The following is a 21073-nucleotide window of genomic DNA, read 5'->3' on the forward strand; positions in this document are numbered from 1 at the left end:
AGAGCCTGGTCAGCTCGCCGCCGAGCCGTTCTCGTCGAGAAGCTTCTTGTACCAGTCGCGCAGCTTGTCGCCGCCCTTGCTCTTCCAGTCGGAGATGGCCTGCTGCATGTCGCTGATCTTCTTGTGGCCGCGGATGATGTCGTCCTCGAGCTGCTCGAAGTCGTTGGCGAGGTTGGTGTAGCGGGAGGGCTCGGTGATCTGCATGCCCCAGAACGACGACTTCTTGGTGAAGGCGCCCATCCGCTGCTGCCATTCGACCTGGGCCTTGGTGTACTCCGGGAGGTCGGGGTGTGCGATGGTCGCGGCGGGGCTCGCCACGAAGACGTAGGCGTTGTTGACCTCGTTGTTGCCCTTGTCGTTCTTGACGGGGGCGCCGTCCTTGAGCGTGTAGTGGGTGCCCTCGACACCGTAGTTGGTCATCATCCACTCCTTGGTGCCGTACGGCGCCGCGGTGACGTTGGCGACCGCCAGGACGTCGCGGATGACGGACTCGGCTGCCTTCTTGTTGACGAAGGCGAAGATGTTGGCCGGCATCGTGGCGTACAGCGTGGGGTCACCGCCGTCGTGGCCCCAGATGTCCATGCCCCAGACCTTGACGTCGGGGTTCTGGGCCATCAAGGAGGCCTGCTGCACGTACCAGTTGGACATGTCGTTGTTCCAGATCAGGAACTCGCCCGCGGCGAACTTCGGGGCCGGGTCCCCGATCTGGCTCTTGCCCAGCTTGAAGTTGGGATGGACGACTCCGGCGGCGAACAGCTTGCGCGTCCACTCGATGGCTTCCAGGTACTCCGGGGTCTCGATGCGGTTGATCAGCTTGCCGTCGACCAGGTTCCACCAGAGCGGCTTCTCACCGCCCCCGAGCACACCGAAGTTGCTGAACGCGGTCCACTTCATGTCACCGCAGGCCCACCGCTTCGCCCTGGGGTTGGTGATCTCCTTGCACAGGGCCATGAACTCGTCGGCGGACCGCGGGATCTCGTAGCCCTCCTTGTCGAAGATGTCCCGGCGGTAGAGAGGCACGATGTTCGGGACGTACCCGGCGGGCATCGGCAGACCCATCAGCTTGCCGCCGAATATGGAGCGCCGCCAGGCGTCGCTGGGGATCGCCGCGAGGTTGGGGTACTCCTTGACCTTGTCCCCGGACAGGTACGGGCCCAGGTCGGCGAACTTGCTCATGATGGCGCTGGGTATCTTGCCCATCATGTTCCAGCTGGGGACGACGACCACGTCCGGGATGTCGCTGGAGGCGAGGACCGCGCCGACCTTCTGGTCGTAGGTGTTGCCGTCCTGGTTGCGCCACTGGACGTCGACGCCGATCAGGTCGTTCATCGCCGTGTAGTAGGGGTTGTTCTGCTTCGGCGGCGAGCCCCAGAACGGCGCCATGACGGTCACCTTGCCGCCCTTGCCGAGCTTCTTCGGCACCGACGTCTTGAGGGTGGCGATGTCGAGCTTGCTGGTGAAGCCCATCGCGGAGCCGTTCTTGGACGGGATGTCCGGCTTCACCACGTTGCTGGCCACGTACGTCGGCAGGATCTTCTTGGCGTCCTTGCCCGACGTGGTCCCGTCCCGCGACCCACTGTCCGACCCGCCGCACGCGGAGAGCAGCGGCATCCCGCCCGCCACTGCTGCGGTGGCGACCGCCGTGGAGGCGAGGAAACTTCTCCGGCTCGGTCCGGAGGAGGCGGAGGCGGCGTTCGGCGTCATTGCGTCAACCCTTCATGGCGCACCAGGACACCCGGCGGAAGGCCGTCGGCTGCGGTGTCTCGAGTGGATCTGGCTGAGCTGAAGCGAGCCTTCGACCCATACACCGGGGTTCCCGCAGTCGAAGCGCTTCGATGTTGCTGTGAGGTTAAGTGAACGCCCCAGGGCGCACAAGGGTCGTCCCCAAACTTCCTCATGGGCATGAGAAGGGACCTTTCCTCATGCACCGCTTGAAGTGATGGCGTCGGCCTCTTGACACCGGCCCGTCGTCGAATGAGCATCGAAGCGCTTCGAAAGCGCCTCGCCGATCCAGCGCAAGGGATCCCCACGTGACCGCACACACGCCGCCCACCGAACCGTTCCGCGATCCGCAGTTGCCGTTCGCGGACCGCATCGACGACCTCCTGTCGCGGCTCACCCTCGATGAGAGGATCTCCTTCCTGCACCAGTTCGCGCCCGCCGTCGACCGGCTCGGCATCGCCGCCTTCCGCACCGGCCAGGAGGCCCTGCACGGCGTGGCGTGGATGGGCCCGGCGACGGTCTTCCCGCAGGCGGTCGGCCTCGGCGCCACCTGGAACCCGGAGCTGGTGCGGCGCGTCGGCGACGCGGTGTCCAAGGAGATCCGCGCGATGCGCGCCAAGGACGAGCGCGTCGGCCTCAATGTCTGGGCCCCGACGGTCAACCTGCTGCGCCACCCCCTGTGGGGCCGCAACGAGGAGGGTTACTCGGAGGACCCGAAGCTCACCTCGGCCATCGCCACCGCCTACACGCACGGCCTGCGCGGCGACCACCCCACCTACTGGCGCACCGCGCCCGTGCTGAAGCACTGGCTCGCCCACAACAACGAGACGGACCGGTCCACGACGTCGAGCTCCGTACGCCCGCGCGTGCTGCACGAGTACGACCTGAAGGCCTTCCGCGAGACCGTCGAGGCGGGCGCGGTGGCCGGGGTGATGCCGGCGTACAACCTGGTCAACGGCCGCCCCAACCACGTCTCCCCCTACCTGAGCACGCATCTGCGCGCCTGGGCCGACGAGGACCTGCTGGTCTGTTCGGACGCGGGTGCGCCGAGCAACCTGGTCGACTCCGAGCACTACTTCGACACGCACGAGGAGGCGACCGCGGCCTCCCTCGTGGCGGGCGTCGACAGCTTCACGGACCACGGCACGGACTCCTCGCAGATGATCGGGCGCCTGCGCGGCGCCCTGGAGCGCCGCCTGCTGACCGAGGCCGACATCGACACGGCCGTCCGCCGGCAGCTCTCGGTCCGCTTCCGGCTCGGCGAGTTCGACCCGGAGGACGACCCGCACGACGCCACCGGCGAGTTCGACACCCCGGCACACCGCGCCCTGGCGCAGGAGGCCGCCGAGCAGGCGATCGTGCTGCTCAAGAACGACGGGGTGCTGCCGCTCGCTCCGGAGGCCCGGGTCGCGGTGGTCGGTCTGCTCGCCGACGAGTGCAAGCTCGACTGGTACAGCGGCACGCTCATCCACCGCTCGACCCCGCTGGAGGGCTTGTACGAGCGGTTCGGCCCGGAGCGGGTGGAGTTCGCGGAGGGCGTGGACCGGGTCCGGCTGAAGACCTCCGCGGGCACCTTCGTGCACGTACCGGTGGTCGAGGACGCCGCCGACGAGGTGCGCGGCGCCGAGGGCGCACTCGACCCGGCGCTGCTCGCGGGCCGCACCGACCTGCCCGCGCTCACCACCGACGCAACCGGCACCGAGCTGGCGCTGGTCGACTGGGGCGAGGGCGTGCTGACCCTGCGCGCGCCCGACGGCCGCTACCTCTCGGTCGCCGACGACGGCTGCGTCCGCGCCTCCGCCGACCAGCCGGGCGGCTGGTTCGTCCAGGAGACGTTCCGCCTGGAACCGCACGGGAACGGGCACCTCCTGAAGCACCTGGGAACGGGTCGCCACGTGTGTGTCTCCGCCGACGGCGTGAAGGTTGCCGACGAAGATCCCGAGGTGTTCGAGCTGGTCGTCGCGGAGCGCGGCGAGGAGGCGGTGGCGCGGGCCGCCGCGCGGGCCGACGTGGTCGTGGTCGTGGCGGGCAACGACCCGCACATCAACGGCCGCGAGACCGAGGACCGTACGACCCTGCGGCTGCCCGGGCACCAGGAGCGGCTGCTGCGGGCCGCCCGCGCGGCGAACCCGGCGACCGTGCTGGCGCTGGTCTCCGCCTACCCGTACGCCGTCGACCCGGCGGACCTGCCGGCCGTGCTGTGGACGGCCCACGGCGGTCAGGCGGCCGGCACCGCCCTGGCCCGTGTGCTGGCCGGCGACGTCTCCCCCGCCGGGCGCCTCCCCCAGACCTGGTACGCCGACGACGCCGACCTGCCCGGCCTCCTCGACTACGACGTGATCGGGAGCCGGCAGACGTACCTGTACTTCGAGGGCACTCCGTTGTTCCCCTTCGGACACGGCCTGTCGTACACGACGTTCTCCTACGGCGGCCTGACGGCCCGGGTGGCGGACGGGTCGGTGCACGTCTCCTTCACGGTCACCAACACCGGTGACGTCACCGCCGACGAGGTCGCGCAGCTCTACACCCGGGCCGTGGACCCGTCCGTGCCGCGCCCCCGGCGCGAGCTGCTGGACCACCGCCGCGTCACCCTCGCCCCCGGAGCGACGACGGAGCTGGGTTTCCAGGTGCCGCTGTCCGCCTTCGCGTTCTGGGACGTGGCCCAGGACCGGTGGCGTCTGGAGCCGGGCGCGTACGAGCTGCTGGCCGGGGCCTCCAGCGAGGACGTCCGGCTGCGGACGACCGTCACGCTCGACGGCGAGCCCGCCCTGCCGCGCGCGGTCGTCGCGGGCGGGCTGGCCGCGGCCGGCTTCGACGAGCAGAGCGGCATCGAGATCGTCGACCGCACGAAGGTGTCGGGCGACGCGGTGACGCCGGCGGACGGGGCGGCGGGCGAAGTGGTCTACCGCCGCTGCGACTTCGGGCGCGGCATCGCCGGGGTGACGGTGGAGGTGGCCGGTGAGGGCACGGTCGAGCTGTCCCTCGACGGCGGTCCGGCGCTCGCGGTGCTGCCGACCGCCGCGCCGACGTCAGGCCCGTACGACTACGTCTCGCTCGGCGCGTCCGTCGCCGCCGCGGGCGTGCACGACGTGCACCTGAGACTGCGCGGCCCGCTGCGGCTCGCGCACGTCGGCTTCTCCGGTTGAGGGTCCGGAGCAGGCCGGCGTAAGGGAGGGGCCCGGCACCGGAAGGCATCGGTGCCGGGCCTCTTCGCAGAGCCTATATGAAAATGGTTCCCATGAGCTAGAGGGTGAGGCCGGTGAGGACCATCACGCGCTCGTACGTGTAGTCCTCCATCGCGAACCGCACGCCCTCGCGGCCCACGCCGGACTGCTTGACGCCGCCGTAGGGCATCTGGTCGGCGCGGTAGGACGGGACGTCGCCGACGACGACGCCGCCGACCTCCAGGGCGCGGTGGGCACGGAAGGCGGTCTGCAGGTCGTGGGTGAAGACGCCCGCCTGGAGGCCGTACTTGGAGTCGTTGACGGCGGCGAAGGCCTCGGCCTCGCCGTTCACCTTCTGCACCGTGAGGACCGGCCCGAAGACCTCCTCGCAGGAGAGCGTGACGCCGGCGGGTACGTCGGCCAGCACGGTCGGCGCGTACGAGGCGCCGTCCCGCTTGCCGCCGGTGAGCAGCGCGGCACCGGCGTCGACCGCCTCGCGGACCCACGTCTCGACGCGCTTGGCGGCGTCCTCGCTGACCAGCGGCCCGACGTCGGTCGCGTCATCGCCCGGGTCGCCGGTGACCTGGGCCTCGACGGCGGCCACGATGCGCGGCACCAGCCGGTCGTAGACGGAGGCGTCGGCGATGACCCGCTGGACGGAGATGCAGGACTGGCCGCCCTGGTAGTTGGAGAAGGTGGCGATGCGGTTCGCCGCCCGGTCCAGGTCCTCGTCGCTCGCCCAGTCGGCGAGGACGACGGCCGCGCCGTTGCCGCCCAGCTCCAGGGTGCAGTGCTTGCGCGGCACCGAGTCCATGATCGCGTAGCCGACCTTCTCGGAACCGGTGAAGGAGATGACGGGCAGCCGCTCGTCCTGCACCAGGGCCGGCATCTTGTCGTTGGCGACGGGCAGGATGCTCCAGGAACCCGCCGGGAGCTCGGTCTCGGCGAGCAGCTCGCCGATGACCAGCCCGGACAGCGGGGTCGCCGGGGCCGGCTTGAGGATGATCGGGGCGCCGGCGGCGATGGCCGGGGCGACCTTGTGGGCGCAGAGGTTGAGCGGGAAGTTGAAGGGCGCGATGCCGAGCACGACGCCCTTGGGGAAGCGGCGGGTGAGGGCGAGCCGGCCCTGGCCGCCGAGGTCGGTGTCGAGCCGCTGGGCCTCGCCGCCGTTGAACCGCCGGGCCTCCTCGGCCGCGAAGCGGAACACCGAGACGGCACGGCCGACCTCGCCGCGCGCCCACTTCATGGGCTTGCCGTTCTCGGCGGAGATCAGCCGCGCGATCTCCTCGGTGCGCTCGACGAGGCGCTTGCTGACGTGGTCGAGGGCGGCGGCGCGCACATGGGCCGGGGTGGCGGCGAACTCGTCGCGCACGGCGTACGCGGCGGCCACGGCCTCCTCGACCTGCGCGTCCGTCGGCACGCTCACCTTGCCGACGAGCCGTCCGTCCCACGGGGAGGTGACGTCGAAGGTGTCCTCGCCGGTGGCCTGGCGGCCGGCGAGCCAGAAGGCGTGGGTGGAGGTCATGTTCGTTCCGGCCCTTCGGCGTTGGGGGTGATCCGGTGGTACGGGGTCAACGGTAGGCGCGGGGTGGCCGAAGGGCGTTTGTCCGAGGCGTAGCAGTGGCGGCCGAGGACACTACGGTTTGGCTAGTCCGTGGACGTCGCCTTGAGGGCCAGCCAAAGCTCCATGCGGGCGTCCGGGTCGTCCAGCGAGCGGCCGAGGATCTCCTCGACCCGCCGCATGCGGTAGCGCAGGGTGTGGCGGTGGACGCCGAGGTCGGCCGCCGCCGCGTCCCACTGGCCGTGCTTGGACAGCCAGGCGCGCAGGGAGGCGACCAGGTCACCGCGGCCCGTGGCGTCGTGCTCGTACAGCGGGCGCAGCATGCCGTCGGCGAAGGCCCGTACCGCGTCGTCCGCCAGCAGCGGCAGCACGGATCCGGCCGCCACCTGCTCGTGCTCCACGAGCACACGCCCGCGCCGCCGCGCCACCGACAGCGCCTGTTCGGCCTGCTTGTACGCGGCGGAGGCGGCGATCGGCCCGGCCGGCGCGGACAGGCCCACGACCAGCTCGTGGTCCTCACCGGCCGGCACCTTCTCGCGTACGCCGGCCCGGGCCGACTCCAGTGCTGCCGCGTACTCCCCGCAGGCCGCCGCGGCGGCACCGCCGTCCGCGGCCAGCACCACCAGCCGCTCCCCCTCCGGCACGACGAGGACGGCCTCGCCGGCCCGGGCCGCCGCGGACTCCACGACGTCGGCGAGCGCCGCGAGGGGATCGCCGCCCGTGTCGGCCACGGCGAGCGCGGCGGCGGAGGGCCGTTCGACGGCCGGGGCACCCGGGCGGGCCTCGGCACGGGCCAGCGCGGCCGACGCCGACACCGGCACCCGCTCGGCGACCAGCATCCGGAACGGCGCGTCCAGCAGCCCGCCGTACAGGTCCCCGGCGACCGCACGCGCGTGGTCCGGCTCCCCGGCCAGCAGCATGCGCAGCACCGCCGCGCCGACCCGCTGCTCGGCCGCCTGGAGGGACCGGGAGCGTTCCGTGGTCAGGGTCAGCAGCGCGATGGCCGAGTGGACGGCGTAGCGCTCGGCCGTGCCGAGGGTTGCGGCCGTCCCCACGGCGAGGGCCGCCCGGGGGCGCCGGCCCGTGCCGATGGTGTGCAGTTCGACCCGGTCCTCGTTCTCCGGGCCGCCGACCACCGACGAGGCGGGCGCGGGCCGGTCCCGCAGCCGCTGCACGTCACCGGTGAGCCGCGCGGCCCGCCGCCCGGCCCACTCCGGTGCCGTGGCGACGACGGCACCGGAGGCGTCGTACAGCGCGGCCCAGCCGTCGACCTGTGCGGCCAGCGCGGCCAGCAGACCCTCCGGCCCGCCCGTCTGGGCCTGCCTGGTCAGCTCGCGCTGGGCGGCGAACCCTGCCGTCACGGCGCGGTACTGGTCGGCGGCTATCGCGGCGGACACGGCCTTGCTGATGGCGAGGAAGGGCGTGCGGCGCGGCACCTCCAGCAGCGGCAGGCCCTCCTCCTCGGCCGCGTCGACGAGCGCCTTGGGGATCTCCTCGTAGTTCACACCGACGGCGAAGCCGAGCCCGACCACCCCGGCCCCGACCAGCCGCCGTACGTAGCGGCGCATGGCCTCCGGGTCCTCGGCGTCCAGTTTGAGCGCGGTGACCAGCAGCAGTTCCCCGCCCTCCATGTAGGGGACGGGGTCGGCGAGCTCGCTGACGTGTGCCCAGCGGACCGGCACGTCGAGGCGGTCTTCGCCCGCCCGCACGGTGAGTTTCAGCGCGGAGTGGTGGACGAGCGAGGCGAGCGTCGGGGGCATGAGGCCTTCAGGTCTGCGTCAGGGCTGTGTGATCTTTGTGGTCTTTTGGCCGCCACGTATGAACGACCTGTGACGATTCTGCCTCACCGTACGGTCTCCGCGTACCCGTACCGGCCGGAGGACGTATCAGCCCCGGAGATCCACCAGCAGCGGTGGCGCGTGCTCGCCCTGGACGTCGGTCAGCGACAGCACCGCGTGCCCGGCCGGGACCCCGTGGGCCAGCTCGGAGGCGGACCAGCGCTCCCGTTCGACCTGCCGCACGGTCACCGCCCTTGCGGTCGGGGCCTTGCCGGTGATCACCCGGCGCAGCATGTGCGCGGCCTTGCCCGCGGGCGTCTCCGCGATGATCTGCCGGTCGGTGACGTCCCGGGCCTCGGTCCACTCCTTGCCCCACACCTCCGCGAAGTCCTGCCCGTCCCACGGGGTGAGCCCCGACAGCGCCATCCGGCAGCCGGTTGCGCCCAGCAGCGGCCCGCGCAGCGGCCGGGCCACGTCGTCCAGCGTGCGCAGGGTCAGCACGACCCCGGCGTTGCCGGACCGCAGCCGCTGGATGCCGCGCACCGCCTCGGGCGTCACCACGCCGGTCGCGTCGTCGAGCAGCAGACAGGCGAACAGCGACCGGTCCTCCCGTACGGCGACACTCGCCGTGAACTGCGCGAGCACCAGCCGCGCCAGCATCCGGGAGGCGTCGGCGTGCCCGCGCTCGGGCAGGTCGATCCGTACGCGTACGGGATGGTCGAGGGCCTTGAGCGTGAAGGGCCGGGTGGCCCCGGAGGTGTCGAAGAACGAGGCGAAGGCGGGCCGGTCCAGCAAGGCGACCCGATCCGCGAGCACTCCGCCGACATCACCCGGCTGCCCCATCTGCCGCTCCCGGGCAGCCAGCTCCCGCAGCAGCGACTCCTGCCCGGCGTCCTGAAGCCCCTGCCGCAGCGCGGCCAGCGGCCCCGGCGCCCCGTCCAGCAGTTGCCGCAGCTCCGGCACGGACGGAAAACGCCCGTGCACGGCCCGGAACGGTCCCAGCAACTGCGCGAGGACGGTCGTGGAACGCCGGCTGTCACTGCCCGGATGCGGATCGGCGAGATCCCCGACGAGCGCCTCGGCGAGCACCGCCGCGGCCTCGTCCGGGTCGCCGGTGCCCCCGTACAGATCCAGGTCGTACTCGGACTCCTGGTTCCCGATCCGCACGACGACGTCATACGCGTCGGCCGGCCCGAGCCCGGCCCCCGCCGCCCCGACCACGACGACGGCGGCCCGCCCGGCGAGAGCATGCAGACACAACGACTCGGCGAGCGGCCGCACGACGGCCCCGGTCTTGCCGGATCCGGCGGGGCCGACGGCGAGCAGAGAGGTACCGAGCAGCTCGGGGCCGAGGGCGAGGCCGGTGCCGCGGTACGCGTACGGATTGCGCGGGTCGTCGGCGCTGGTTCCCAGCCGCACCTGTCCGGTGAGCAGATCATGCCGGGCCAGCCGGGTAGGCAGGTCGCGTGCGCCGGAGGGGTGCAGGCAGGCGGCGGCGCCGTCCTGGAGCACGGCCCCACTGAAGGTGGCCAGACTGTGCCGGCCACTGCGCACGCCCTGCCAGGCGCGGGCGATCCGGGCGTGGTCGACATCCCGCATGAGACCGGCCCGCGCATCGGCGGCAAGCCGCTCGGCGGCGTCGACGGCTCCGGCGGCGCGCAGGGCGGGCCATTCAGCGGGGTCGGCTTCAGGAGCGGGCGGCGGCGCGGCACTCGGCTCGCTGCGGCGCCAGGCGGCGGGACCGTACCGGCGCCACAGCTCGGGCCAATGCCCGATCCTTCCGAAGAGCGCGAAGATCGCGACGAACACCAGGCCCTCATAGATGTACGAGGCCACACCTCCCACGGCCCCGGCCTTGCCGAGGGCCCAGGAATCCGGCGCCAGCACGAACCATGGCCAAAGCCAGAAGCCTCCGAGATAGCCGTTGTAGAGCAGCGAGCACAGCAGCCAACCGCACAGGAACGCGATCACCGCACCGCCGACCAGCTGCCGCGTCGGGATCCGCTCCGGCTCCTCCGCCGGCCGCGGCCGATGCCCGAACCGCCACACGCCGGGCGGCGCCTCGGGCCGGGGTGTGCGCAGCCACGTCAGAAACGAGGACCCGTCCGGCATCGGGGGCACCCCGGGCGCCCGGGTCGGCCGGGGCGGCACGGTGAACCCGTCCGGCGGCACCGCGGGCACCTCCGGCGGCCCCGCCGGACGCGGCACCGGGTTCGCATGCGTACCCCGCGCCTCCTGCGTCCCGTCGCTGTCCATCGCCCTTGCCCCCTGACCAGCCGCTCCGTCCACCATCAGCGAGCCAATCTAACGCCCTGCCCTGGGGAGTTCACCGCTTACACGGCCGACAGAACGGACCGACGTGCTCCGGATATGGTCATGACCTCCCCTCAGGACGCGCAGCAGCGGACGGAGACGCCCCGGTGACCGAGCAACTTCCCTCCAGCGTCCAGGACTTCACGCAGACCGCGAGCGTGGCCTGGAACGACACGGCGACGCGCAGGGCCTGGTGGCGGCAGACGGTCAGGAGCCTGCTGGTGGTCGGCCTCTGCGCTGCTTGGTGGGTCTGGTACGCGGGCACCACCGTTGCGGTGCGCGAGCAGGTGGTCCTGCTGACCATCGCGTTCTTCGCCTACAGCGCCTTCGGGGTACCTCTACAGCTTCTGGCCGAGCTGCCGAACGCCTGGCGGGTGCGGCGGCTCCTGCGGGCCCATCCCTGGCAGATCGCAGAGGACCCACCGCGCGGCGTGTCGGACCACCCGAAGGCCCGGGACGTGAGCGCCGCCTGGTTCGAGGTCCCCGACCCCGCTGCGCCCGAACGGCAGGTGCCGCTGATCAGCCGCGCGCCCCTGTGGTGGGTCCGTCGTATGAAGCCGGACGCCCCCGCCGAACGCCGGGCGCAGATCGCCCGGCTCTGGTACTGCGGCCTCCCCGGCGACGAGGTGGTCATCGCCGCGTCCCGGGCCAAGGAGCGGGCCCCGCGCCGACTGCGCCACCAGTACCTGCGGCATTCACTGCTGCCCGAGCACGCTGCCCGGACGGACGTGCCCCTCCCGCACCCGTCCCGCAGCGCCCTCTCCCATCCGCCCACGGCCCGCACAGTGCGCCGCCGCCTCGTCCGCCTCCTCATCGTTCTCGTCCTCGTCTGGCCGGCCGTCCTGACCATGCAGATCGCCGTGGTCGCCGGCGGGGACAGCGACAAGGTCGGCCTGTTCGCCTTGGCCCTGCTGTTCGAGGTGACCCTGCTCCCGTTTCATGTCTTCCTGATCGTCGCCAACCGCCGCATGGCCGGGACCCTGGCCGGGCATCCCTGGCGCCTCGTCGACTGCGAGATCCGCAGCCGCGGCAAGGCGCAGTTGATCCACGTCGGCGACCGCACTCTGCTGCCCCCGCCGCACACGCAGCTGGGCGCAGGGGTCACCCAGCTCTGGATCGCGGGCCATCCACACCGCCGCTGTGTCGTCTCCGTCCCCGGCGGCGCCAGGCCTGTCCGCGTCGCCATGTCCACCACGGACAACACGCCCACCTGACAACGCCCACATGGAGCATGCCCACCCCCCTCCCCCCGTCCTAGCCTGCGAGAAAAGAAGCGAAGTGGCTGTACACATTCGTCCGCACCACCCCAGGAGCCCCGCATGACCGCACTTCCGCAGGAGCGTCGCGTCGTCACCGCCATTCCCGGACCGAAGTCGCAGGAGTTGCAGGCCCGCCGTACCGCCGCGGTCGCGCAGGGTGTGGGCTCCGTGCTGCCCGTGTTCGCGGCGCGGGCCGGTGGCGGGATCATCGAGGACGTCGACGGGAACCGGCTGATCGACTTCGGGTCGGGCATCGCCGTGACCTCCGTCGGCGCGTCCGCGGAGGCCGTCGTGCGCCGGGCGTCCGCGCAGCTCGCCGACTTCACCCACACCTGTTTCATGGTCACGCCGTACGAGGGGTACGTCGAGGTCGCCGAGGCGCTCGCCGAGCTGACCCCGGGTGACCACGCCAAGAAGAGCGCGCTGTTCAACTCCGGCGCCGAGGCCGTCGAGAACGCCGTGAAGATCGCGCGGTCGTACACGAAGCGGCAGGCCGTCGTGGTCTTCGACCACGGCTACCACGGGCGGACCAACCTGACCATGGCGCTGACGTCCAAGAACATGCCGTACAAGCACGGCTTCGGGCCTTTCGCGCCCGAGGTGTACCGCGTGCCCGTGGCGTACGGCTACCGCTGGCCGACCGGTCCCGAGAACGCCGGTCCCGAGGCCGCCGCGCAGGCCATCGACCAGATCAGCAAGCAGGTCGGCGCGGAGAACGTCGCCGCGATCATCATCGAGCCGGTGCTCGGCGAGGGCGGTTTCATCGAGCCGGCCAAGGGCTTCCTGCCGGCGATCCGCACGTTCGCCTCCGACCACGGCATCGTCTTCGTCGCCGACGAGATCCAGTCCGGCTTCTGCCGCACGGGGCAGTGGTTCGCCTGTGAGGACGAGGGCGTCGTCCCGGACCTGATCACCACCGCCAAGGGCATCGCGGGTGGTCTGCCGCTCGCCGCCGTGACCGGGCGCGCCGAGATCATGGACGCCGCGCACGCCGGCGGCCTGGGCGGCACCTACGGCGGCAACCCGGTCGCCTGCGCGGGCGCCCTGGGCGCGATCGAGACCATGAAGGAGCTCGACCTCAACGCCAGGGCGAAGAACATCGAGTCCGTGATGAAGGCGCGCCTTTCCGCCATGCAGGACAAGTTCGACATCATCGGCGACGTCCGTGGCCGGGGCGCGATGATCGCCATCGAGCTGGTCAAGGACCGTACGACGAAGGAGCCCCACCCCGAGGCGACCGCCGCGCTCGCCAAGGCCTGCCACGCCGAGGGCCTGCTGGTCCTGACCTGTGGCACGTACGGCAACGTGCTCCGCTTCCTGCCCCCGCTGGTGATCGGCGAGGAGCTGCTGAACGAGGGCCTCGACATCATCGAGCAGGCCTTCGCGCGCATCTGAGCCGGCATCGGGGCAGGTGAACCGCTCGCGTTCCGCTTCCCGGGGTGGCGAGCGGCAGAGCGTGTGAAGAAGGTGTGCGAGGTGGATGACAGGGGGCGCTACGGCCTGTCCTCCGCCCAGCCCCTGTCGTAGGTTCTACCCAGATGAGAGATACACCCCGCCCACAGGGGACTGTGGGTGACATCAGGCCGGGGCCTCCCCAGCTTCGACCTGGTCGTGCCCTCGCGCACACAACCGGAGCCTGAGGCTCTGGATCTCCTCACCGATCGGACAGTCGCCCGCCCCAAACCCCCCGGGGCGCGCGACGATCCGGTCCGGACGGCCGCCCCGGAACTACCCCCCCTGTTCCGGGGCGGCCGACCTCCCTCTCCGAGCCTTCGCGGCGTCACATCCTCTGTGGCGGCCTTTCCGCGCCTTTCCGCACCCTTCCGCCGGCGTATCCGCGGCGCGGCCTGCCCGGCCCATCGAGTCCGGCCCGTCATGCCGTTCGTACCGCGGGCGGAGCCGGTTCCGGGCGGTGTATCCCGCGCGGGCGGTATCCCAGGGCGTCCGCGAACCCGAGGAGATCCGCGAGCAGCCAGATGATGGCGAGCCACATCTCCGTGCCCTGGAGGCCGGGGTCACGGCCCGGGCCGGTGCCGTCGGGGGTGGGGCCGAAGGGGAAGCCCCGGCCCGGCTGCCAGCGGCGCAGGGCGGTGCTGAGCTGGGCCGACGCCCAGGAACGGGCCTCCTCGGCGCGGTGGGTGGTCTGCCGGGCGCAGAGCCACAAGGGGTGGATCACGTCCAGGACGTTGCAGGCGTTCTCCCGGCCGGGCGAGAAGTGGCGGGCGTCGCGCGCGTGGTCGAGAACCGTGTCGATCACGCGCTCCGCGTACGGTACGGGCAGCCCGAACTGGGCGAAGGAGCCGCGGGTGAGCCGGTAGTAGCCGTTGACCATCTGGAGGCGTCCGGACTCCAGCGTGGGTGAGCCCCACATGCCCGTCCAGGGGTCGGCATGCGTGTGCAGCCAGCCGAACAGCGCCTCCAGTGCCCCGGGCACGGCGGCCTCCGTACCGAGACGCAGGTTCCAGTGCGCGGCGGTGGCCCAGGAATCGACCCACGCCCCGGCGTGCCAGGCACGGTCGGACCAGGGAAGCCCGGCCAGGTGCCCGACCAGTTGCTCCGCCGTGGTGGTGCGCACGGTGTGGACCGGGTGGGCGAAGGAACTGCCGAGCAGGTCCAGCGCGTAGCCCGCACACAGCACGTGGTACGCCGAGGCCCCGTCCTCCGGCAGCCCGGCCGGGCCGGGGAGCGGCGGTGCCGAGCCGAACTCGGGGACCAGCCCGGTGACGGGGTCCTGCAGCGCACGCAGCCGTGCCGTGTGCTCGGCGGCGGGCAACTGGGGCGGCGCTGCCCCGAGCAGCAGCTCGGCGATCTCGACGGCGTCGCAGTGGGCCCGCACGGTCGGCTCGGCACCGGGCCGGTCGACGTACCGGCCGCTGTCGGGCTGCCAGCAGCGGTCGAGCAGGCCGGCGGCCTGCGCGCGGGCGGCGGCGGCGAACGCGGACAGTTCACCGACGAGCGCCGGCCGCTCCTGGGCGGGGTGCGGGGCCGCTGAGCGCGTTGCGGGCCGCCGTGGGTCCCGCCGGTCGCGGATCCGGTGGGCCGGATTGCCGGCCGCCACCGTCCACGCCGGCAGGTCCTTCGTGACGACCGCGCCGGCGCCGATGACGCAGTGGTCTCCGATGGTGACGCCGTCGACGACGACCACGTGGGAGCCGATCCACACGTCGTCGCCGACCGTGATCCCCCGGCTGGTGACGGGCTGCTGATGGACCGGCAGGTCGGGCGCGGACCCGTGGTTGAAGCCGAGCAGCGAGCTGTGGGCGCCGACGCGCACCCCGTTGCCGAGGGTGACGGTGCCGCGCACCACGGTGAAGGGGTTGATCGTGCAGTCGGCGCCGGTGCGTATGTCGCCGGTGACGTAGGCGTGGGCCGCGATGTACGACCGGTCGCCCAGGGACAGGTGCTCCGGGTACACGGCGGCCGTCTCCGCGACGAAGCAGCCCTCGCCGAGCCGCACGGACGCAGCTCCCGCCCCCGCTACCCCGAGCAGCCGCTTCTGCCGCTGCTCCTGTGCCGCGCGCTGCCCCTCCGACGCCTGCTCGGCGTAGAGCCACGGACAGTGGTCGAGGAGGCCGTCGTCGTCGCTCTGGGGCTGGCTCACGTGATCCTCCAGTGGGGTCGCGCGGGTGGACAGGGGATATCCGTGCCCGTGCCAAGCTAAGCCCCATGCCGATCTCCGGGAACCAGGATCTCGACGAGCCCGCCACCACCGCGCGGCACCCGCGCTTCCCGGCCCTCCTGCTCGGCATCCCCGCGCTCCTCTTCGCGCTGATCACCTGGCAGGTCGTAGCGGACGGCCCGCTCGTCCGCCTCGACGAGCGCGTCAGCCGCGGCCTCGTCCACCCGGACGGTCCGTCCGAGTTCCTCTCCGACCTCGGCAACGTCCAGGTCGCGCTCCCGGTCCTCGCCGTCGCCCTCGGATACCTCGCGCTGCGGACCCGCGGTACGGACCGCTGGTGGCTGCCCGTCACCGCCGCGGTCCTCCTCATGGCGCTGGTCCCGGCACTGATCGTCCCGCTCAAGGAACTCACGGACCGCGCGGGCACCCCGGCCGTCCCGCCCGGCACCGGCTACTACCCCTCGGGCCACACCGCCACGGCCGCCATCGCCTACGGCAGCGCGACCCTGCTCCTGCTCCCCCGGCTCCGCACCCCCTTCGCCCGCCGCGCCCTGGCCACCGCCTGCCTCGCCCTCGTACTCGGCACGAGCTACGGTCTGGTCCGCCATGGCTACCACTGGCCGCTGGACGTGGTGGCCAGTTGGTGTCTGTGCGCGGTGCTGCTGTCGTCGCTGTGGCTGTTCCTCAGACGGACGACACCGCCCGAACAGCCCCGGTAGGCCCTAATCGCCGTGCTCCGTGGCCAGTCCCGCCGCCGCCTCGTGCATCGCGAGTTCCAGCAGGGCCGGGTCCGTCAGGGTGCCCGAGCCGTCCGGGGGGACGAGCCAGCGGATGCCGCCGGGTGCGGAACGGCCTGGGTAAGGCACGACGATCCAGGTGCCGGCGCCCGCCGTGCGGATGCCCGTGCCGAGCCAGCGGGCCGCGGTGCCCGGCGGCACGAAGAATCCCATGCGCGCGTCGCCGAAGTCGACGAGCACGGGGCCCGGCTGGTCGAGGACGCGGCTGAGCACGTCGAGCGTGGCGTAGCCGAGTTCGGCGGGCAGGATGAGCACGTCCCAGGCGCCGCCGGCGGGCAGCAGCGCCACCCCGAGCGGGTTGCGCTCCCACTCCCGGCGGCAGGCCTCGGGATCGGGTGCGACGGATGCGAGCCACTCGATCGCCGTCTTCGCACCGGTCATCAGGAAGACCTCCTTCTCTCGTGAATCCCGTGAATCTCGCGGAACGCGCAGGGCGTCCCGAGGGAGAGGGAGGTCTCCGTGCGGTCATTACGCGGGTTGTGGCCCCTCGTTGGAGTGAACCGTCTCACACCCGCGGGTTCAGCTGTCGAAGCCGAGCCCCAGCCGGTCCATCGTGCGCAGCCACAGGTTGCGGCGGCCGCCCTGGGCGTCCGCGCGGGCCAGGGACCACTTGGTGAGGGCGATGCCCGTCCAGGCGAAGGGTTCCGGCGGGAAGGGCAGGGGCTTCTTGCGGACCATCGCCAGTTCCGTGCGCTCCGTGCGCTCGCCGGACAGCAGGTCCAGCATCACCTCGGCACCGAAGCGCGTGGCACCGACACCGAGACCGGTGTAGCCCGCCGCGTACGCGACCTTCTGCTGGTGAGCGGTGCCGAAGAACGCCGAGAAGCGGGAGCAGGTGTCGATCGCGCCGCCCCAGGCATGGGTGAAGCGGACGCCCTCCAGTTGCGGGAAGCAGGTGAAGAAGTGTGCGGCGAGCTTGGCGTAGGTCTCCGGGCGGTCGTCGTACTCGGCGCGGACGCGGCCGCCGTAGGGGTAGATCGCGTCGTAGCCGCCCCAGAGGATCCGGTTGTCGGCGGACAGGCGGAAGTAGTGGAACTGGTTCGCCGAGTCCCCGAGGCCCTGGCGGTTGTGCCAGCCGATCGAGGCCAGTCGCGCGTCGCTGAGCGGCTCGGTCATCAGGGCGTAGTCGTAGACCGGGACGGTGTACGAGCGGACCCGTCGGACCAGGTTCGGGAAGATGTTCGTGCCGAGGGCGACCTGGCGGGCGCGGACCCGGCCGTAGGGGGTGCGCACGGCCATGCCGGGGCCGTACGGCTTCAGGGTGAGGGCGGGGGTGTGCTCGTAGACGCGGACGCCCAGTTCGGCGCAGGCCCGCTTCAGGCCCCAGGCGAGCTTCGCGGGATGCAGCATGGCCACGCCTCTGCGGTCCCACAGGCCCGCCTGGAAGGTCGGTGAGTCCACCTGTTCCCGGACCGCCTCGGTGTCCAGGAACTCGACGTCGTCGGCGAGGCCCCGGCGAACCGTCTCCTCGTGCCAGGCGCGCAGTTCCGTCGCCTGGTAGGGCTCGGTGGCGACGTCGATCTCGCCGGTGCGTTCGAAGTCGCAGTCGAGGGAGTGCCGGGCGACCGCCGCCTCGATCGCGTCGAGGTTGCGGGCGCCCAGCTCCTGGAGCTTGTGGATCTCGTCGGGCCAGCGGGCGAGGCCGTTGGGCAGGCCGTGGGTGAGGGAGGCGGCGCAGAATCCGCCGTTGCGACCGGAGGCGGCCCAGCCCACCTCGCGGCCCTCCACCAGCACCACGTCCCGCCGCGGGTCGCGTTCCTTGGCGATGAGCGCGGTCCACAGTCCGCTGTAACCGCCGCCGACGACCAGCAGATCGCAGGTCTCGGAGGTGGTGAGGGCGGGTTCGGGGCGGGGCCGGCCGGGGTCGTCCAGCCAGTACGGGACCGGCTGGGCGTCGGAAAGCGAACGAATCCACGTGTTCCGCTGGTTCATGGCGCTCGGGGCCATGATGTCAACTCCCTACGGTTGTGCCTTCTGTCTGTTGCGGCGATTGCCGACGGCCATGGAAGCCAGGACGAGCAGTACGGCGACGATGAACATGGCCGTGCCGATGACGTTGATCTGGACGGGCGTTCCGCGCTGCGCCGAGCCCCAGACGAACATGGGGAAGGTGACGGTCGAGCCGGCGTTGAAATTGGTGATGATGAAGTCGTCGAAGGAGAGGGCGAAGGCGAGCAGGGCGCCCGCCGCGATTCCCGGCGCCGCGATCGGCAGGGTGACCCGGACGAACGTCTGGAACGGGCCCGCGTACAGGTCCCGCGCCGCCTCCTCCAGTTTCGGGTCCATCGACATCACGCGTGCCTTGACGGCCGTGACGACGAAACTCAGGCAGAACATGATGTGCGCGATGAGGATCGTCCAGAAGCCCAGCTGGGCGCCCATGTTGAGGAACAGGGTGAGCAGCGAGGCGGCCATGACGACCTCGGGCATCGCCATCGGCAGGAAGATCAGCGAGTTCACGGCGCCGCGGGCGCGGAACCGGTAGCGGACCAGCGCGAAGGCGATGAGCGTGCCCAGGAGGGTGGCGCCGAGGGTCGCCCAGAACGCGATCTGGAGGCTGACCGACAGCGAGCCGCACAGGTCGGAGACGCCGCACGGATCCTTCCACGCGTCCAGGGAGAACTGCTGCCATTCGTAGTTGAAGCGCCCCTTCGGTTTGTTGAAGGAGAACACCGTGACGATGACGTTCGGCAGCAGCAGATAGCCGAGTGTCAGCAGTCCCGCGATGACGACGAGATTTCTTTTCAGCCAGTTGACGAAGGGCATTTAGACCAGATCCTCCGTCCCGGACCTGCGGATGTAGAGGGTGACCATGAGGAGAATGGCCGCCATGAGGATGAAGGAGAGCGCCGCGGCCGTCGGATAGTCGAGCACTCTGAGGAACTGCGTCTGGATGACGTTTCCGACCATGCGGGTGTCCGTGGAACCGAGCAGGTCGGCGTTGACGTAGTCGCCGCTGGCCGGGATGAAGGTCAGCAGCGTGCCGGAGACGACACCCGGCATCGACAGCGGGAAGGTGACCTTGCGGAAGGTCGTCCAGGGACGGGCGTACAGGTCGCCGGCGGCCTCGTGGAGCCGGCCGTCGATGCGCTCCAGCGAGGTGTAGAGCGGAAGGATCATGAACGGCAGGAAGTTGTACGTCAGTCCGCAGACCACCGCCAGCGGCGTGGCCAGGACGCGGTCGCCGGCGGTCCAGCCGAGCCAGTTGGTGACGTCCAGGACGTGCAGCGTGTCGAGCGCGCCGACGAGCGGGCCGCCGTCCGCGAGGATCGTCTTCCAGGCCAGGGTGCGGATCAGGAAGCTGGTGAAGAACGGCGCGATCACCAGGATCATGATCAGGTTCCGCCAGCGGCCCGCGCGGAAGGCGATCAGATATGCGAGCGGGTAGCCGAGCAGCAGGCACAGGATCGTCGCGGTGCCCGCGTAGAGCACCGACCGGACGAACTGCGGCCAGTACGCGGTGAGCGCGTCCCAGTACGTGGCGAAGTGCCAGGTGACCTTGTAGCCCTCCTCCAGGGAGCCCGTCTGCACGGACGTGGAGGCCTGGTAGATCATCGGCAGCGCGAAGAAGACGACCAGCCAGAGGATGCCGGGCAGCAGCAGCCAGTACGGCGTCCAGCGGCCCCTGCGCTTCGGGGGTTCCGGCTCGGGGGCTTGGGGCACGAGCGGCGGTGGCGCTTCGGTGAGTGTCGACATCAGGCCGCCTCTTCCGCTCCGGCGGAGCCCTCTGTCCCGGCAAACACGGACTGGGCGGCGTCCAGGCCGAAGGTGTGGGCCGGGTTCCAGTGCAGGACGACCTCGGCGCCGGGCACCAGGCGGGGGTCGCGGTCGATGTTCTGGGCGTAGACCTCGAAGTCGGAGCAGACCGGGCTGTCGACGACGTACTGCGTGGAGACACCGATGAAGCTGGAGTCCGAGATCGTCCCGGTGATGCGGTTGCGGCCCTCGGGTATCTCGCCGGCGTCGTCCGCGTGGGTGAGGGAGATCTTCTCCGGGCGGACGCCGACCAGCACCTTGCCGCCGGTGCTCGCGGCCGCCGAACAGCGCGCCTCGGGCAGGACGAGCTTGCCCCCGCCCGCCTTCAGCACGATCTCCTCACCGCTCTTGGAGTCGACCTCGGCCTCGATGAAGTTGGAGGTGCCGAGGAAGTTCGCGACGAACGTGGTGCGCGGGTTCTCGTAGAGGTCGGCCGGCGCGCCGAGCTGCTCGACGCGACCCGCGTTCATCACGGCGACCGTGTCGGCCATGGTCATGGCCTCCTCCTGGTCGTGCGTGACGTGGATGAAGGTGATGCCGACCTCGGTCTGGATGCGCTTGAGTTCCAGCTGCATCTGGCGGCGCAGCTTCAGGTCGAGGGCGCCAAGCGGCTCGTCGAGGAGGAGCACCTTGGGGTGGTTGATCAGCGCGCGGGCCACGGCGACGCGCTGCTGCTGACCGCCGGAGAGCTGGTGCGGCTTCTTGCGTGCCTGCTCGCCGAGCTGGACGAGGTCGAGCATCTCCTCGACCTGCTTCTTCACGGACTTCATGCCGCGCCGGCGCAGTCCGAAGGCGACGTTCTCGAAGATGTCGAGGTGCGGGAAGAGGGCGTACGACTGGAAGACCGTGTTCACGGGCCGCTTGTACGGCGGGAGCGCGGTCACGTCCTGGCCGCCCAGCGAGACGGTGCCGGCGGAAGGTTCCTCCAGACCGGCGATCATGCGCAGGGTGGTGGTCTTGCCGCAGCCGGAGGCGCCGAGCAGGGCGAAGAAGGAGCCCTGCGGGACGGTCAGGTCGAGCGGGTGCACGGCGGTGAAGGCGCCGTAGCTCTTGGCTATGCCCGCGAGGCGGACGTCACCGGTGGGGTCCGTTGTGTTCGTCATG

At 71.5% G+C, this 21073-nt stretch carries 14 protein-coding genes and 1 pseudogene; 5 read left to right on the forward strand and 10 right to left on the reverse strand.

All coding sequences use genetic code 11. The features are described from left to right. Positions 1 to 9: 9 nt before the first annotated feature. Positions 10 to 1704, reverse strand: coding sequence for an extracellular solute-binding protein (locus GTY47_RS30605; RefSeq protein WP_010044378.1), 1695 nt, complete (start codon positions 1702 to 1704; stop codon positions 10 to 12). A 326-nt stretch (positions 1705 to 2030) separates the two neighbouring features. Between GTY47_RS30605 and GTY47_RS30610 the strand changes: the two genes are divergently transcribed. After that, positions 2031 to 4868 (forward strand): glycoside hydrolase family 3 C-terminal domain-containing protein, encoded by a 2838-nt coding sequence (locus GTY47_RS30610; RefSeq protein WP_010044379.1) that lies wholly within the window; start codon positions 2031 to 2033, stop codon positions 4866 to 4868. 97 nt (positions 4869 to 4965) lie between these two features. Here the strand turns inward: GTY47_RS30610 and GTY47_RS30615 are convergent, their stop codons facing one another. The 3 genes from GTY47_RS30615 to GTY47_RS30625 all read right to left on the reverse strand — a co-directional run bounded on the left by GTY47_RS30615 (position 4966) and on the right by GTY47_RS30625 (position 10481). After that, positions 4966 to 6411: an aldehyde dehydrogenase family protein gene (locus tag GTY47_RS30615; protein WP_010044380.1), complete on the reverse strand. Its 1446-nt coding sequence runs from the start codon at positions 6409 to 6411 to the stop codon at positions 4966 to 4968. A gap of 122 nt (positions 6412 to 6533) precedes the next feature. Next, positions 6534 to 8207, reverse strand: a complete 1674-nt coding sequence (locus GTY47_RS30620; RefSeq protein ID WP_010044381.1) for a PucR family transcriptional regulator — start codon at positions 8205 to 8207, stop codon at positions 6534 to 6536. A 126-nt stretch (positions 8208 to 8333) separates the two neighbouring features. Further along, positions 8334 to 10481, reverse strand: a complete 2148-nt coding sequence (locus GTY47_RS30625; RefSeq protein ID WP_010044382.1) for a hypothetical protein — start codon at positions 10479 to 10481, stop codon at positions 8334 to 8336. 164 nt (positions 10482 to 10645) lie between these two features. Here GTY47_RS30625 and GTY47_RS30630 point away from each other — a divergent pair, with 164 nt between their 5' ends. From GTY47_RS30630 to GTY47_RS41350, 3 genes and pseudogenes are all read left to right on the forward strand, one after another. Beyond that, positions 10646 to 11752: a hypothetical protein gene (locus GTY47_RS30630; RefSeq protein WP_010044384.1), complete on the forward strand. Its 1107-nt coding sequence runs from the start codon at positions 10646 to 10648 to the stop codon at positions 11750 to 11752. A gap of 105 nt (positions 11753 to 11857) precedes the next feature. Beyond that, positions 11858 to 13192 carry a 4-aminobutyrate--2-oxoglutarate transaminase gene (gene gabT, locus GTY47_RS30635; RefSeq protein ID WP_010044388.1) on the forward strand — a complete coding sequence of 445 codons (1335 nt, stop codon included), beginning with the start codon at positions 11858 to 11860 and terminating at the stop codon, positions 13190 to 13192. 143 nt (positions 13193 to 13335) lie between these two features. Further along, positions 13336 to 13551 (forward strand): annotated as a pseudogene (locus GTY47_RS41350) (phosphoesterase); the annotation flags it as partial. A gap of 119 nt (positions 13552 to 13670) precedes the next feature. On the opposite strand, the gene GTY47_RS30640 reads toward GTY47_RS41350, so the two are convergent. Further along, on the reverse strand, positions 13671 to 15398 hold the full coding sequence (locus GTY47_RS30640) for an acyltransferase (protein ID WP_010044390.1): 1728 nt from the start codon (positions 15396 to 15398) through the stop codon (positions 13671 to 13673). A 65-nt stretch (positions 15399 to 15463) separates the two neighbouring features. Here GTY47_RS30640 and GTY47_RS30645 point away from each other — a divergent pair, with 65 nt between their 5' ends. Beyond that, complete coding sequence (locus GTY47_RS30645) at positions 15464 to 16135, forward strand: phosphatase PAP2 family protein (protein ID WP_010044392.1); 672 nt, start codon at positions 15464 to 15466, stop codon at positions 16133 to 16135. 3 nt (positions 16136 to 16138) lie between these two features. Here the strand turns inward: GTY47_RS30645 and GTY47_RS30650 are convergent, their stop codons facing one another. From GTY47_RS30650 to GTY47_RS30670, 5 genes are all read right to left on the reverse strand, one after another. Further along, a complete protein-coding gene (locus GTY47_RS30650) occupies positions 16139 to 16594 on the reverse strand; it encodes a hypothetical protein (RefSeq protein ID WP_010044394.1) in 456 nt (151 codons plus the stop codon). Between the two features lie 138 nt (positions 16595 to 16732). Continuing rightward, on the reverse strand, positions 16733 to 18160 hold the full coding sequence (locus GTY47_RS30655; RefSeq protein ID WP_010044396.1) for an FAD-dependent oxidoreductase: 1428 nt from the start codon (positions 18158 to 18160) through the stop codon (positions 16733 to 16735). Positions 18161 to 18172: 12 nt separating this feature from the next. Further along, positions 18173 to 18979 carry an ABC transporter permease gene (locus tag GTY47_RS30660; RefSeq protein ID WP_010044400.1) on the reverse strand — a complete coding sequence of 269 codons (807 nt, stop codon included), beginning with the start codon at positions 18977 to 18979 and terminating at the stop codon, positions 18173 to 18175. Then, positions 18980 to 19909: an ABC transporter permease gene (locus tag GTY47_RS30665; protein ID WP_010044403.1), complete on the reverse strand. Its 930-nt coding sequence runs from the start codon at positions 19907 to 19909 to the stop codon at positions 18980 to 18982. After that, entirely contained in the window at positions 19909 to 21072 is a 1164-nt protein-coding gene (locus GTY47_RS30670) for an ABC transporter ATP-binding protein (protein ID WP_173937237.1), read from the reverse strand. Before GTY47_RS30670 ends, GTY47_RS30665 begins: the two co-directional genes overlap by 1 nt. Between the last annotated feature and the right edge of the window lies 1 nt (position 21073).

The sequence above is a fragment of the Streptomyces sp. SID5464 genome, from assembly GCF_009862985.1.
Lineage (GTDB): Bacteria > Actinomycetota > Actinomycetes > Streptomycetales > Streptomycetaceae > Streptomyces > Streptomyces chartreusis_D.